The organism is Modicisalibacter ilicicola DSM 19980 (assembly GCF_900128925.1).
GTDB classification, from domain to species: Bacteria; Pseudomonadota; Gammaproteobacteria; order Pseudomonadales; family Halomonadaceae; genus Modicisalibacter; species Modicisalibacter ilicicola.
Genome location: NZ_FQUJ01000013.1, coordinates 115,888 through 129,488, shown reverse-complemented (window position 1 = coordinate 129,488; position 13,601 = coordinate 115,888). Strand labels below are relative to the sequence as shown.

13 protein-coding genes and 1 pseudogene are annotated in these 13,601 nt (G+C 66.7%); 11 read left to right on the top strand and 3 right to left on the bottom strand.

Features of this window, described 5'->3' with window-relative positions:
- Positions 1–77 precede the first annotated feature (77 nt).
- Together BUA41_RS14455 and BUA41_RS14450 are read right to left on the bottom strand one after the other, a co-directional pair.
- Positions 78–977 (bottom strand): carbon-nitrogen hydrolase, encoded by a 900-nt coding sequence (locus tag BUA41_RS14455; protein ID WP_072824109.1) that lies wholly within the window; start codon positions 975–977, stop codon positions 78–80.
- Position 978: 1 nt separating this feature from the next.
- Positions 979–2,040, bottom strand: a complete 1,062-nt coding sequence (locus tag BUA41_RS14450) for an agmatine deiminase family protein (RefSeq protein ID WP_072824107.1) — start codon at positions 2,038–2,040, stop codon at positions 979–981.
- Positions 2,041–2,211: 171 nt separating this feature from the next.
- Here BUA41_RS14450 and BUA41_RS14445 point away from each other — a divergent pair, with 171 nt between their 5' ends.
- Positions 2,212–3,453, top strand: coding sequence for a lipoprotein-releasing ABC transporter permease subunit (locus BUA41_RS14445; RefSeq protein WP_072824105.1), 1,242 nt, complete (start codon positions 2,212–2,214; stop codon positions 3,451–3,453).
- A gap of 10 nt (positions 3,454–3,463) precedes the next feature.
- Positions 3,464–4,156 (top strand): ABC transporter ATP-binding protein, encoded by a 693-nt coding sequence (locus BUA41_RS14440; protein ID WP_139249140.1) that lies wholly within the window; start codon positions 3,464–3,466, stop codon positions 4,154–4,156.
- A gap of 24 nt (positions 4,157–4,180) precedes the next feature.
- Here BUA41_RS14440 and BUA41_RS14435 read toward each other — a convergent pair whose 3' ends face one another.
- Positions 4,181–4,792: a DUF2062 domain-containing protein gene (locus BUA41_RS14435; protein ID WP_072824101.1), complete on the bottom strand. Its 612-nt coding sequence runs from the start codon at positions 4,790–4,792 to the stop codon at positions 4,181–4,183.
- A gap of 92 nt (positions 4,793–4,884) precedes the next feature.
- On the opposite strand from BUA41_RS14435, the gene BUA41_RS14430 reads away from it, so the two are divergent.
- The 9 genes and pseudogenes from BUA41_RS14430 (at position 4,885) to murB (ending at position 13,581) form a co-directional block, all read left to right on the top strand.
- Positions 4,885–7,170, top strand: a complete 2,286-nt coding sequence (locus BUA41_RS14430; protein ID WP_072824099.1) for a DNA internalization-related competence protein ComEC/Rec2 — start codon at positions 4,885–4,887, stop codon at positions 7,168–7,170.
- A 46-nt stretch (positions 7,171–7,216) separates the two neighbouring features.
- Positions 7,217–7,888 (top strand): MotA/TolQ/ExbB proton channel family protein, encoded by a 672-nt coding sequence (locus BUA41_RS14425; protein WP_072824097.1) that lies wholly within the window; start codon positions 7,217–7,219, stop codon positions 7,886–7,888.
- Positions 7,885–8,319: an ExbD/TolR family protein gene (locus tag BUA41_RS14420; protein ID WP_072824095.1), complete on the top strand. Its 435-nt coding sequence runs from the start codon at positions 7,885–7,887 to the stop codon at positions 8,317–8,319. Before BUA41_RS14425 ends, BUA41_RS14420 begins: the two co-directional genes overlap by 4 nt.
- Positions 8,316–10,058 carry a lipid A export permease/ATP-binding protein MsbA gene (gene msbA, locus BUA41_RS14415; RefSeq protein WP_072824093.1) on the top strand — a complete coding sequence of 581 codons (1,743 nt, stop codon included), beginning with the start codon at positions 8,316–8,318 and terminating at the stop codon, positions 10,056–10,058. The genes BUA41_RS14420 and msbA overlap by 4 nt, the downstream gene beginning before the upstream one ends.
- Complete coding sequence (gene lpxK / locus BUA41_RS14410; protein WP_072824091.1) at positions 10,055–11,068, top strand: tetraacyldisaccharide 4'-kinase; 1,014 nt, start codon at positions 10,055–10,057, stop codon at positions 11,066–11,068. The genes msbA and lpxK overlap by 4 nt, the downstream gene beginning before the upstream one ends.
- Positions 11,061–11,312: a Trm112 family protein gene (locus BUA41_RS14405; RefSeq protein ID WP_072824089.1), complete on the top strand. Its 252-nt coding sequence runs from the start codon at positions 11,061–11,063 to the stop codon at positions 11,310–11,312. The genes lpxK and BUA41_RS14405 overlap by 8 nt, the downstream gene beginning before the upstream one ends.
- A pseudogene (kdsB, locus tag BUA41_RS19305) lies at positions 11,309–12,049 on the top strand (3-deoxy-manno-octulosonate cytidylyltransferase); the annotation flags it as partial. The gene BUA41_RS14405 and the pseudogene kdsB, both read left to right, overlap by 4 nt.
- Before the next feature lie 45 nt (positions 12,050–12,094).
- Positions 12,095–12,568, top strand: coding sequence for a low molecular weight protein-tyrosine-phosphatase (locus BUA41_RS19300; RefSeq protein ID WP_175546986.1), 474 nt, complete (start codon positions 12,095–12,097; stop codon positions 12,566–12,568).
- Entirely contained in the window at positions 12,565–13,581 is a 1,017-nt protein-coding gene (gene murB / locus BUA41_RS14390) for a UDP-N-acetylmuramate dehydrogenase (protein WP_072824087.1), read from the top strand. Before BUA41_RS19300 ends, murB begins: the two co-directional genes overlap by 4 nt.
- The last annotated feature ends 20 nt before the right edge of the window (positions 13,582–13,601 follow it).

Genomic DNA, 13,601 nt, shown 5'->3' with positions numbered 1-13,601 from the left:
CCCGTGGGAGCTCGCTTCAGCGAGCGATAAGAGGTGTCGCCATCGCCCGGTAAACCGGGCTTCCACGGGCCTCCGGATCAGCGATCCCGATAGCGCCGGGTCAGCTCCCCATAGGCATCGATCCGGCGGTCGCGAAGATAGGGCCACATGCGTCGCACGTCCTCGCTGCGGCTCATGTCGAGTTCGACCAGCAGGTTCTCGGCCTCGTCGCCGGCATGGGCCAGCATTTCACCCTGGGGGCCGCAGATGAAGCTGCCGCCCCAGAAATGGATGCCTTCGTTGACGCCGCTGTGATCAGCCTCGAAACCGACCCGATTGGCCACCAGCACCGGCAGGCCGTTGGCCACGCCATGGGCACGCTGGACGATCGTCCAGGCGTCCTTCTGGCGACCCTTCTCGGGCAGGTCGTCCGGCGGATGCCAGCCGATGGCGGTGGGGTAGAGGAGCAGCTCGGCGCCGGCCAGGGCCATCAGTCGCGCCGCCTCCGGGTACCACTGGTCCCAGCACACCAGCAGGCCGAGGCGCCCCACCGAGGTGTCGATGGGTTCGAACCCCTGCTCGGCATCCGCATCCCCCGGGGTGAAGTAGAACTTCTCGTAGAAACCGGGATCGTCGGGGATGTGCATCTTGCGATAGTGACCGACCCGACCGCGAGCGCGGTCCATTACCACGGCGGTATTGTGATAGAGGCCCGCGGCACGGCGCTCGAAGATCGAACCGACCAGCACGATGTCCAGTTCCCGGGCGAGTTCCGCCAGCCGCGTGGCGGTGGGACCGTCGAGGGGTTCGGCGAGATCGAAGAGGGCGGCATCCTCGCCCTGGCAGAAGTAGTGGGTGGCATGCAGTTCCTGCAGCAGCACCAGCTCCGCACCGCGCTCGGCCAGTTCGCGTATCCCGGCCTCGCTCTCGTTCAGGCTGCGCGCCTTGTCTGGCCAGGCGGCTTGCTGGACCAGTCCTGCCTTGAGGGTCTTGCTCATCTCAATGCTCCTCGTCTGTCGGGTCGGGACGGTTCAATGTGCCCCGGGGCAACTGCATGGTCAAACAGTGCAGGCTGCCGTGCTGGCGGATCACGCTGCGACAGTCGATGGGCACGATATCCCGCCCCGGAAACGCGGTGGCCAGTCTGGAAAGGGCACGGGCGTCGGCGGCGTCGCCATAGACCGGCACCAGCACCGCGCCGTTGATGACCAGGAAGTTGGCATAGGTCGCCGGCAGGCGATGGCCGTCTTCCGGGTCGAAACAGGGCCGCGGCCAGGGCAGCGGGATCAATCGATAGGGCGAGCCATCGCGCTGGCGCAACGCCATGAGTTCTTCTTCCATGGCGGCCAGTGCGGGATAATGGGCATCGGCTCGATCGTCGCAGCGGACGTAGGCGATGGTCCGGACATCGCAGAAGCGTGCCAGGGTGTCGACATGGCTGTCGGTGTCGTCCCCTTCCAGATGGCCGTGCTTCAGCCACAGGAAGCGTTCGATGCCCAGGTCCTCGTTCAGGCGTGCCTCGACGGCCTGCCGGTCGAGGCGAGGGTTGCGGTTGGGATTGAGCAGGCAGGCCTCGGTGGTCAATAGCGTGCCCTCGCCGTCGGTCTCGATGGCACCGCCTTCCAGCACCAGGTCGCGGGATTCGACGGCGGCCGAGAACATCCCGGCATCGCGCAGCCGGCCGGTCAGGGCATCGTCACGCTCGGCGGGAAACTTGCCGCCCCAGCCGGTGAACCGGTAATCGAGCAGCACCGGCTGGCCATCACGCTCCACGGCGATGGGGCCATGATCCCGGGCCCAGGTGTCGTCGGCGGGCGCCTCGATCAACATCAATCGATCGGCGGGAACACCGAGCCGGTGGAAGGTTCTGGCCAGGCGCTCATGCGTCGCCTGGTCGGGCGTGCCGATCAGCACGCGCTGATAGCGGGTGATGGCGACCACCATCGCGTCGAGGGTCGCCTCGATGCGTGCGAGCAGGGGGGCCCAGTCGCTGTCGGCGCTCGGCCAGGTGAGCTGCACGGCATCCTGGGGGTGCCATTCGGGGAGTAGGCGCTGGGCCATGGAGCGTCTCCGCAAACCTTTAGGAAGCTGCGAACGAGGATATCGAGCGTGGTCGCGGCATTCTAGACAACGGGGCACGGCTTGCAAGCAATGTTGCAGTGTTTGTGCAGCCGGTGCAGTCAATCAGGAAAAACCGTACCATGGGCGCCTGCTGACGAGGAATCGACATCGATGCTGGACCGTATACCCTTTCTGATCGGGCTGCGCTACGTACGCGCCAAGCGACGCAATCACTTCATTTCCTTCATTTCACTGACTTCCATGCTGGGGCTGATGCTCGGCGTGGCGGTGCTGATCCTGGTCCTGTCGGTGATGAACGGCTTCGATCATGAGCTGCGCTCCCGGGTGCTGGGCATGGTGCCGCACACGCGGATCGAGGCGCAGAACGGCATGACCGACTGGAAGGCCCTGGCCGAACGCCTGAGCCAGCGCGAGCATGTCGTCGGTGCCGCGCCCTACGTGGACCAGCAGGGCATGTTCTCGGTAGGCGGGCGCAACGAGGGCGCCATGGTCTACGGCATCAAGCCCGATTACGAGCGTCGCGTGTCGATCATCGGCGATCACATGCAGCAGGGCAGCCTCGCCGCCCTGGCTCCGGGAGAGTGGAACATCGTGCTCGGCGACCTCCTGGCGCGAAATCTCGGGGTCGGCGTGGGCGATCGCGTCACGCTGCTGGTGCCCGAGGCCTCGATTACCCCGGGCGGGGTGTTTCCGCGTCTCAAGCGCTTCAATGTCACCGGTACCTTCAAGGTCGGCGCCGATCTCGATGCCAACCTGGCCTATGCCAACCTCGAGGACATGCAGACCCTGGCGCGCATGGGTGATGCCGTGGGAGGGCTGCGCCTGGAGCTCGACGATCTGTTCCGGGCCAAGGAGGAGACCCAGGCCATCCTCAACGAACTGGGCTATGGCTATCGTGGCATGGACTGGACCTTCACACATGGCAACCTGTTCCAGGCGATCCAGATGGAGAAACGCATGATCGGGCTGCTGTTGATGGTGATCGTCGCCGTGGCGGCGTTCAACATCGTCTCCACCCTGGTCATGGTAGTGACCGACAAGCACGCGGATATCGCCATCCTGCGCACCATCGGCGCCACGCCCCGGTCGATCATGGGCATCTTCATCGTCCAGGGCTTGTCCATCGGGGTGATCGGCATCGCCATCGGCGTGGCCCTGGGGATCGCCCTGGCACTGTCGGTCGCCGACATCATCGCCTGGTTCGAGACGGTGTCGGGCATCCAGTTCCTCGACCCCAACGTCTACTTCATCAGTTACCTGCCATCGCGGCTCAACTGGAGCGATGTGGGAACGATCGTGGCGGCTGCCTTCGGGCTGAGCTTCCTTTCCACCCTGTATCCAGCCTGGCGTGCGGCCCGCATCCAGCCTGCCGAAGTATTGCGCTATGAGTGAGAGTCCCGTGATGACCAGTGATACCCAGCCAGTAATGCTCGAATGTCGGGACCTCACTCGCACCTATCACGAAGGCCCTCAGAACGTGACCGTGCTGGATGGGCTCGATCTCGAGGTGAGAGCCGGGGAGCGTGTCGCCGTGGTCGGCAGTTCCGGGTCGGGCAAGACCACTCTGCTCAACCTGCTGGGTGGGCTCGACCATCCAAGCCGAGGCGCAGTGCACGTCGCCGGCCAACCCCTGGCGGCGTTGAACGATGCTGCCATGGGACGTTTTCGCAACCGCCATATCGGCTTCGTCTACCAGTTTCACCATCTGCTTGCCGAGTTCACCGCCTGCGAGAATGCCGCTCTGCCCTTGATCGTGCGCGGGGTCAAGCGCCGTGATGCCGAGCAGCGAGCAATGGCCATCCTCGAGCGGGTAGGCATGGCGCCGCGCGGCGATCACAAGCCCGGCGAACTCTCCGGCGGCGAGCGTCAGCGCGTGGCCATCGCCCGTGCGCTGATCACCGACCCCAGCCTGATGCTGATGGACGAGCCCACCGGCAATCTCGATCAGACCACTGCGGCGAACATCCTGGGGTTGATGGACGAGCTTGCGCGCTCCACCGCCTGTGCCTTCGTGATCGTGACCCATGACCCGAGCCTGGCGGCGCATCAGGATCGCGTGCTCAAGTTGGACGGAGGGCGCCTGCTGGCCTCCTGAGGTCAGGGAGGCGACATTCGGCGCTCAAGGTCTGGAAGGGCCACTGCGCTTGGCGGGGTGCCGCGAAGGCGCGACGAGCTCCGGCTTGGCGAGGGTGTTCTGGTGGAGGGCTTCCCGCTGCGAGCAGCGCCGCCGGGCGCGGCGCTTCCAGCTGCGTGCGACCTGCCAGCGCCAGACCAGGCGCAACAGGACATTGCTGAGGACCCCGATCACCATCGCCGACACCAGCGAGCCGACAAAGAGTATCGGCAGGATGTCGACCATCTGGGCGGCGAACCAGTGAGTGCTCAGATGATCCGGGGCCGGCTGGACGGGCGTATCAAGAAGCCAGGTTCCCAGCCGATAGTTTCCATAGAAGATGAGCGGCATGGTCAGCGGGTTGGTCAGCCATACCAGGCCCACCGACAGCGGCAGGTTGCAGCGCAGCAACCAGGCGCCACAGGCGGCCAGGGCCATCTGGAAAGGGATCGGCAGCAGGGCGCAGAACAGCCCCACCATGAAGGCATTGCCCACGGAACGACGTGTCAGCACCCATAGCGATGTGTTGGCGATGACAGGACCCATGAAGCGCAGCGAGCGGTTGCGCTTCAGGGTTTCCTGATGAGGCATGTGGCGCTGAAGCAGTCGGCGCAGCATGGTTTCGCTCGCTGGCTGTGATCCCGAACCATTATCCATAGTTGGCTGTCGTCCTGCCACGGCTCGACGGCAAACGATTCACGAGAAGGCTCATGGGATTGGCCATGCCGCTGGCCCTGGCCGCGCTGTCGGGGACCCTCCTGGGGGCCCTCGCGCCGGCGGGCCTGTTTGCCGTTATCTGCGTGGCACTGCTGGTGACGATCGCGGCTTCGCGGTACGTGCTGGCGGTGCTGGTGCTGACGCTGGCCGTGAGCGCCGGGCAAGTGCTCACGGCCCGAGGCGCCTTGCTCCCCGCGGGGCTGGCGGGCACGGACGTCGCCGTCACCGCGCGAATCGTCGAAGCGAGTGACGAGGGCGGTGTCCAGCGCCTGCGCCTGGCCCTGAAGGCCTGTCGTCCCCTGGAGCGCGGGCGCCCCGGCTGCGACCGATTGAGCCAGGCACGGGTCACCTGGTACGACGCCCCGCCACTCGAGACCGGCGAGACCTGGACGCTGACCCTGCGGTTGCGTCCTCCCGGCGGCTTCGCCAATCCCCATACCTTCGACTATGCCGCCTGGCTGTGGCGCGAAGGCATCGATGCCACCGGCTACGTGCGTGACGTGCCGCCGCCACGACGCCTGCGGGCCGCTCCGGGTAGCATGCAAGCACAGGCGCTGACCTATCTCGATCGACACGTCGCCGAAGGACTGCCTCGACGCTGGCTGGCTGCGCTCTCCCTGGGGGCGAGCGAGCGCCTGACCCGGGGTGACTGGGAGTTGCTCAACGCCAGCGGTACCACCCATCTGATGGTGATTTCGGGTCTGCATGTCGGCCTGGCAGCCACTTTCATGCTGCTTCTCTCCCGCGGGATCGCGCGCCTGGTGACGCCGCGAAGCTGGCGCATGACGGCCTGGCCCTGGTGGAGTGCGGCCATGGCAACGGTGGGATACGCCTGGCTCGCCGGTCTCGAGCCACCTGCTCTGCGCGCCATGATCATGACCCTGGTGGGGCTCTGGGTGTCGAGTGGCCGTCATGCGCCCGGACCGTGGCAAGGCTGGTGGCTGGCCTTGGCGATCATCCTGCTGGTCGATCCGCTGGCCGCATGGCGCCCCGGGCTCTGGCTGTCGTTCATCGCCGTGGGCCTGTTGATCCTGGCCTGGCAAGGGCGGGCCCGACCCCGAGGCTGGCGCGGCTGGTTCGTGGCCTTGCTGCGCAGTCAGTGTCTGCTGGCACCCCTGATGGCAGCCGCGGTCCTGTTTGCCTTCGACCGCCTGGCACCCGCCGCGCCCTTGATCAATCTGCTGGCGGTGCCCGTGGTCGGCAGCCTGATGGTGCCGCTGGGCTTGCTGGGATGGCTGCTGGCCGGCGTGCCGCCTCTTGCCGAGTCATGCTGGGCGCTCTTCTCTGTCCTGGCCTCGGGCGTTCATGCCACTCTGCAGGCGGTGGTGGGCTGGGCGCCGTTATGGTATCCCGAGCCCTGGCAGAGGTTGCCGGTCGCAGGGGGGCTGGTCCTGCTGACGGCGCTATGGACCTTGCCGGGGTTGAGCGGATCGTTGCGCTGGGTGGGAAGTGCATCCCTGCTGATTCTTGGCTTGTGCTTGGCGCCCCCGGCGCTCTCCGAGGGGCAGCTGCGGCTGCGTGTGCAGGATGTGGGGCAGGGGCAACTGATCGAACTGCGCACCGCCCGGCACCGGCTGCTCTACGACACGGGCCCGCGCTTCGGTTCCGGGTTCATGCCGCTGGCGACCCTGTGGCCCCCGGGCCAGCGCTTCGACGGGGTGATCGTCAGTCATGGCGACAATGATCACGCCGGCGGGGTGGCGGCGCTGGAAGAAGACCACGTCGTCCTCCGGTGGTGGGGGCCGGTACTCGCGTCTCTCGATGCGCCGGCCCTCCCGTGCCGGGCAGGCGAAGGGTGGCATTGGGATGGCGTCGAGTTCCGTTTCCTGTGGCCGGAGAAAGAGCCTGAAGCACTCGCCAGCAATGACCGTTCCTGCGTGCTGCTGGTCGAAGCCGGGGGACAACGCCTGCTGATCAGCGGTGATGCGGGAACGGCGGTCGAGGCCCGGGTTGCGCGGGTTCTCGAGGAGCGCATCGACGTGCTGATCGCGGGGCATCATGGCAGTCGTACCAGCTCTTCCGCCCTCTGGGTGGCGGCGGCGCGGCCTCGCCACGTGATCTTCAGCGCCGGGCGCGGCAATCCCCATGGCCATCCGCATGCCGAGGTGGTGCGTCGCTTCCGGAACGCCGGCAGCTGTCTGTGGAATACCGCGCTCGATGGCGCGCTGACCCTGTGGCTGGGCAGGGCGCAAGTGATCGAGGCGACTCCCCAGCGCCGTCTGCCGGGAGCGGGTGCTGGTGTCGAAGGTGGCTGTCATGCGGTAGAATCGCCGCCCTAGGCAGAGGACCGGTGACGCCGGATCGCACGGGCAGGAGACATGACCGATGGAAGTGTTCGACGCACTGATGGTGGGCGGGTGGTTGATGCTGCCGATACTCGGCTGTTCGCTGCTGGCCACGGTGATCGTCATCGAACGGCTATGGAGCCTGCGTGCCACGCGTATCGCGCCCACCGGGCTGGGCCAGGAGGTCTGCGAACGCATCCGCCAGGGGCAGGTCGACCTGTACTGGCTGGAAGCGCATTCGCCGCTGGGCGCGGTGCTCGCCGCGGGCCTGCGCAACGCGCGCTTCGGCCAGGAGCAGGTGCGCTCGCGATTGCAGGAGGCGGCGACGGCGGTCATTCACGACATGGAGCGCTACCTGAGTCCACTGGGTACCATCGCCTCGATCACGCCGCTGATCGGCCTGCTGGGGACGGTCGTCGGCATGATCAGGGTGTTCGCCGTCATCGTCAGCGCCCAGGGTGTCGAACGCACCGCCGATCTGGCCGGTGGCATCTCCCAGGCGCTGGTGACCACGGCCGCGGGACTCGTCGTGGCGATTCCGGCGCTGATGTTCCATCGCTATTTCCAGCGCCGGGTCGAGGATATCACCGTGCGCATGGAACAGCAGGCGGGACAGGTGGTCGAGCAGCTGGCGCACCATGGCGGCGAGCTGACCCTGGCCGAGCGCCGGGACTCTCTCGACCGGCGCGGGGGCAGGGAGCAACGCGCATGAAGTTCGCACGCCATCGCCAGGAGTCGGTGGACGTCAATCTGACGCCGCTGATCGATGTGGTATTCCTGCTGTTGATCTTCTTCATGGTCTCGACCACCTTCGACACCCGGCAGGCTCTGGAGCTGACCCTGCCGCAAAGCGACAGCGCCACCGCGAGCGACACGTCGCCGGTCACGCTATCGATCACCCGGGCCGGTGAGTACCGCCTGGGCGAGCAGACCCTTTCCTCTGCCCAGGTCTTGCGCGACGCCCTGGCGACCCAGGCCGCGAGCGCCCGGGAGCATGGTCTGGTGATCGAGGCGGATGCCCGCGCCACCCACGAGGCGGTGGTCACCGCCCTGGATCAGGCCGCGGCCCTGGGCATCCGGCGCGTGCGCATTGCCACCCGGCAACCGGCAGCCATCGCCCCCGACACTCTGGAGATGCCGTGACCCAAGCGACCAGCTGGACCCTCTATCGACGCCTGCTCGGCTACGTCAAGCCCTACTGGAAGCACTTTGCCCTGGCCGTGCTCGGGTATGCGATCTACGCGGCCTCGAGCACAGCCCTGGCAGAGATGATGAAGCGTCTGATCGACGGCATACAGAACCCCGATGCCGCCTTTCGCGTGTTCCTGCCGCTGTTCGTCATCGGGATGTTCGCCGCCCGGGGGGTCGGCACCTTCCTGGGTACCTATTTCATGAGCAACGTGGCGCGCAACGTGGTCCATGCACTGCGCTGCGACGTCTTCAATCACATGCTGCATCTCTCCGGGCGCTTCTTCGACGCCCACTCCAGCGGCCACCTCATTTCCCGGGTGACCTATCATGTCGAGCAGGTCACCGGCGCGGCCACCAAGGCCATCACCATCCTGCTGCGCGAGGGCCTGTTCGTCATCGGCCTGATCGGCTACCTGCTGTGGACCAACTGGCTGCTGACCCTGGTCTTCTTGACCGTGACACCCCTGATCGGCCTGGTGGTGCGTATTGCCAGCAAGCGCTTTCGACGCATCTCGCGGCGCATCCAGACTTCCATGGGAGATGTCACCCACGTGGCCTCCGAGGCCCTCTCCGGTTATCGCGTGGTGCGTACCCATGGCGCCGAGGAGTACGAGAAGCGGCGTTTCGCCAGGGCCAGCAACTACAATCGCGAGCAGAGCCTGAAAGAGGCACTGACCAAGGGCGTGAGCACCCCGGTGATCCAGTTGCTGGTGGCGGTGGCCCTGGCCGGCCTGGTATGGCTGGCGATGTCGCCGGAACTGATGGCGAACATGACCGCGGGGGAATTCGTCGCCTTCATCACCGCTGCGGCGCTGATGGCGAAACCGGTCAAGCAGCTCACCGAGATCAACAGCGTCATCCAGAAGGGGCTGGCGGCGTCCCAGGAACTGTTCGGACTGCTCGAAGTGCCCCCCGAAACCGACGACGGCGAGGTGATGCCGACGCGATTGAAGGGGCGGGTGCGTTTCGAAGGGGTGCGCTTTGCCTACGCTGACGACCAGCCCGAGGTGCTCAAGGGTATCGACCTCGACATCGCGCCCGGCGAGATGATCGCCATCGTGGGGCGCTCCGGGAGCGGCAAGTCGACCCTGGTCAACCTGCTGCTGCGTTTCTATCAACCGACCGCCGGGCGAATCACGATCGATGGCGTGGCCCTTGAGGCGTATCGCCTGTCGCCTCTGCGTCAGCAGATCGCACTGGTCTCGCAGCAGGTCACGCTGTTCAATGCCTCGATTGCCGCCAACATCGCCTATGGTGTTCCCGAGGCCAGTCAGGAACGCATCAAGGCCGCGGCGGATTCCGCCTATGCCAGCGAATTCATCGAACGCCTGCCCAAGGGGTTCGATACCGTGGTCGGCGACAACGGCGTGATGCTCTCCGGTGGCCAGCGCCAGCGCCTGGCCATCGCCCGGGCGATCTTCAAGGATTCACCCATCCTGATCTTCGATGAGGCCACCTCGGCGCTGGATACCGAATCCGAACGTTACATCCAGCAGGCCCTGGAAGAGGTCTGCCGCGACCGCACCACCTTCGTCATCGCCCATCGTCTGTCGACCATCGAGCGTGCCGATCGCATCCTGGTGATGGAGCAGGGCGAGATTGTCGAAAGCGGCACTCACGACCGGTTGCTGGCGCATGACGGGGCCTACGCCGCGCTCTATCGGTTGCAGTTCCAGGAGGCCAGTGCGTGAGTCGCTGGGTCGATGCCGGCTACCGCGACGCTGGCTGGCTCAAGGCGCTACGCCCCGTCGAATGGCTCTATCGGCGTGCCGTGGCCCGGCGTCGCCAGGCCTACGCGACCGGGCGCAAGACGGTGCAGCGCTTGCCCGTGCCGGTGATCGTGGTCGGGAACATCACCCTGGGCGGCACCGGAAAATCCCCCCTGGTCGCCTGGCTGGGGCGTTGGCTGCACGAACGGGGCTGGCACCCGGGCATCGTCTCCCGGGGCTATGGCGGCAGGGCCCCGCACTATCCCTTTCATGTCGCCATCGACTCCCCGGTGGCCCATGCAGGCGACGAGCCGCTGATGCTGGCCCAGCAGAGCGGCCTGCCGGTGGTGGTCGACCCGGACCGCCCGCGAGGGGCACGAGCGCTGATCGATATCGGCTGCGATATCGTGATCGCCGATGACGGCCTGCAGCACCTGGCGCTGGGGCGGGACATCGAGCTGGTGGTGGTCGATGGCCAGCGGGGGGTCGGCAACGCTCGTTGCCTGCCCGCGGGCCCCTTGCGCGAGCCGCTGTCGCGTCTCGCGGAGGTCGATGCCCTCGTCGTCAACGGTGAGCCGTCAGAAGCGCTTCCGCGCTCCGGCTACGGGATGCAACTGCGGCCATCGCGCTGGCGCCATCTCCTCGACGGGGTCTGTTATCCTGTCGAGCAACGACCGTTCTCGAGCCCTGTGCACGCCCTGGCTGGCATCGGCCACCCGGCGCGCTTCTTTGCCACCCTCGAGGCGCTGGGCCTGGAGATCGAGGCGCATCCGCTGGCGGATCACCATCGTTTTGGTGCCGCGGATCTGGTTTTCGGCGACGACCGGCCGGTGGTCATGACGGCCAAGGATGCGGTGAAATGCCGTTCCTTTGCCCATGCGCGCTGCTGGGTGTTGGATGTCGAGGCGCGCCCTGAACCGGCTTTCGGTGACTGGCTGCAAAGGCGGCTCGAGACGCTTCAATCTGCTAAGGGTGAGGTATGTGATGGATAAGGAACTACTGGCCATACTGGTCTGCCCGCTCTGCCAGGGCAAGCTCAAGTACGACCGCGAGCAGGCGGAACTGAAATGCCATTTCGACGGCCTGGCCTTTCCCATTCGGGACGACATCCCGGTGATGCTCGAGGAGGAGGCTAGGGTCATGGGGGTCGAGGAAAAGCTCAACAAGCCCGCCGCTCAGGAGCCTGGATTTCCGAGGGGCGAGCAGGGGGGCGGCCCCGGGAAGCCCACGGCATGAGCGATTTCGTGGTGGTGATTCCGGCGCGCTATCACTCCACGCGCCTGCCGGGCAAGCCGCTGCTGGATATCGCTGGACTGCCGATGGTGGTGCGGGTCTGGCAGCGCGCATGCCAGAGCCAGGCGACGAGGGTGGTGGTCGCGACCGACGACGAGCGCATCCGCGTAGCGGTCGAGAACGCCGGGGGTGAGGCGGTGTTGACCCGCGCCGACCACCCGTCGGGCACCGACCGCCTGGCCGAGGTGGCCAGGTGCCTCGACCTGGCCGAGGAGGCCATCCTGGTCAACGTGCAGGGCGACGAGCCCCTGCTCCCCGCCACGCTCATCGATCAGGTCGCGGCGCGCCTGGAGGAGGACCCCGAGGCATCGATCGCCACTCTGGCAGAGCCGATCGCCGATATCGATACCCTGTTCAACCCGAATGTGGTCAAGGTGGTGCGCGACCTGCAGGGGCGCGCACTCTACTTTTCGCGTGCTCCCATTCCCTGGGACAGGGAGCACTTCGCGACGCGCCCGGATTGGCTCGAATCTGACGTCTGGCTGCGCCACATCGGGCTGTATGCCTATCGTGCCGGCTTCCTGGCCGACTACGTCGACTGGTTGCCGAGTCCCCTGGAGCAGGTGGAGCAGCTCGAGCAGCTGCGGGCGCTGCATCATGGCCATGTCATTCAGGTGGCGCTGAGCGCTGACCCCCCCCCGCCAGGGGTGGACACCCCCGCCGATCTGGAGCGCGTGCGCCTATCATCCCATTCCATGAGGTTCGAATACGCTGTGAGGTCTCGTATGCGAGTTCTGTTCGTTTGCCTGGGCAACATCTGCCGTTCTCCCACCGCCGAAGGCGTCTTTCGTTCGCGTCTCGAAAAGGCGGGCCTGGCGGAACACGTCGAGGTCGACTCCTGCGGCACCAGCGACTGGCACATCGGCGAGTCGGCGGACCCGCGCGCCGTCACTGCCGCCAGGGGGCGCGGTGTCGATCTCGGTGGGTTGCGCGGGCGCCAGTTGAGTGAAGAGGACTTTCACCGCTTCGATTACCTGCTGGCCATGGATCACATGAACCTGGCGGAGCTCGAAGCGCGGCGTCCCGCGGGCAGCGACGCTCACGTCGGCCTCTTTCTCGATTTTGCGGGACGTGCCGGCGAGGCGATCCCGGACCCCTACACCGGGGACGAGCGAGGTTTCGAGCAGGTGCTGGACCTGATCGAGGCTGCCAGTGATGGCCTGATCGACGAGCTGCGCAGGCGTCTGGGCCGCACATGATCCGTCGCGACGTCGAGCTCGCCTCGGCCAACACGCTGGGCCTGCCCTGTCGTGCCGAGCGTTTCCTGGCCACCGACGATGTCGCGACGATACGGGACGCCTTGCGTCAGGCGGTGGTGCGCGACTGGCCGCTGACGGTGCTGGGGGGTGGCAGCAATCTCGTAGTGCAGCCCTGGTTGCCGGGGCTGACGCTGCAGCCGACCTTTGCCGATCTGCGCCTCGAGGAAGCAGGCCAGGGTGACGTGCTGGTGCACGCCGGTGCCGGCCTGAACTGGCATGCTCTCGTCGAGGCCCTGGCCGAGCGCAACCTGTGGGGTATCGAGAACCTGGCGCTGATCCCCGGGCATGTGGGCGCGGCACCGATCCAGAATATCGGTGCCTACGGTGTCGAGCTGGCGGATGTGTTCGAACGGGTGCACCTGCTGCATCTCGAGGACGGCCGCGAGGCCATCCTGGGTCGGCAGGAGTGCGCCTTCGGCTATCGTGACAGCGTCTTCAAGCACGCCCTGGAGAATCGCGTGGTCATCACCCGGCTGGTGCTGCGCGTTTCAAGACGCGCCCGGCCACGACTCGACTATGGCGACCTGGCCAGGCGCCTGGGGGCGACGCCCACCGCCCGCGAGGTGGTCGCCGCGGTCAGCGCGGTGCGTCGCGAGAAGCTGCCCGACCCGGCGGTGCTCGGCAATGCCGGCAGCTTCTTCAAGAATCCGGTGGTGTCCGCCGAGCGGGCCCGGGCGTTGCTCGAACGGCATCCCCAGATGCCGCATTTCCCGCTTGACGACGGCGGTGTCAAGCTGGCCGCCGGCTGGCTGATCGACCAGTGCGGCCTCAAGGGACTGCGCGAGGGTCAGGTGGGGGTTCACGATCGTCAGGCGCTGGTGCTGGTCCATCATGGCGGCGGCAGCGCCGCCGAGCTGCTGGCCCTGGCGCGGCGCGTGGTCGACACGGTGCAGGCGCGGTTCGGCGTCGTTCTGGAGCAGGAGCCGCGCTTGATGGGGCGGATGACGCGCTAGGCAAGAATCCGCGATGGCGA

Excerpts from the sequence above, each read along its gene's own strand:
- BUA41_RS14455 (WP_072824109.1), bottom strand. The coding sequence starts at position 977 with ATGAGCAAGACCCTCAAGGCAGGACTGGTCCAGCAAGCCGCCTGGCCA.
- BUA41_RS14450 (WP_072824107.1), bottom strand. The coding sequence starts at position 2,040 with ATGGCCCAGCGCCTACTCCCCGAATGGCACCCCCAGGATGCCGTGCAG.
- BUA41_RS14445 (WP_072824105.1), top strand. The coding sequence starts at position 2,212 with ATGCTGGACCGTATACCCTTTCTGATCGGGCTGCGCTACGTACGCGCC.
- BUA41_RS14440 (WP_139249140.1), top strand. The coding sequence starts at position 3,464 with ATGACCAGTGATACCCAGCCAGTAATGCTCGAATGTCGGGACCTCACT.
- BUA41_RS14435 (WP_072824101.1), bottom strand. The coding sequence starts at position 4,792 with ATGCTGCGCCGACTGCTTCAGCGCCACATGCCTCATCAGGAAACCCTG.
- BUA41_RS14430 (WP_072824099.1), top strand. The coding sequence starts at position 4,885 with ATGGGATTGGCCATGCCGCTGGCCCTGGCCGCGCTGTCGGGGACCCTC.
- BUA41_RS14425 (WP_072824097.1), top strand. The coding sequence starts at position 7,217 with ATGGAAGTGTTCGACGCACTGATGGTGGGCGGGTGGTTGATGCTGCCG.
- BUA41_RS14420 (WP_072824095.1), top strand. The coding sequence starts at position 7,885 with ATGAAGTTCGCACGCCATCGCCAGGAGTCGGTGGACGTCAATCTGACG.
- BUA41_RS14405 (WP_072824089.1), top strand. The coding sequence starts at position 11,061 with ATGGATAAGGAACTACTGGCCATACTGGTCTGCCCGCTCTGCCAGGGC.
- BUA41_RS19300 (WP_175546986.1), top strand. The coding sequence starts at position 12,095 with ATGCGAGTTCTGTTCGTTTGCCTGGGCAACATCTGCCGTTCTCCCACC.
- murB (WP_072824087.1), top strand. The coding sequence starts at position 12,565 with ATGATCCGTCGCGACGTCGAGCTCGCCTCGGCCAACACGCTGGGCCTG.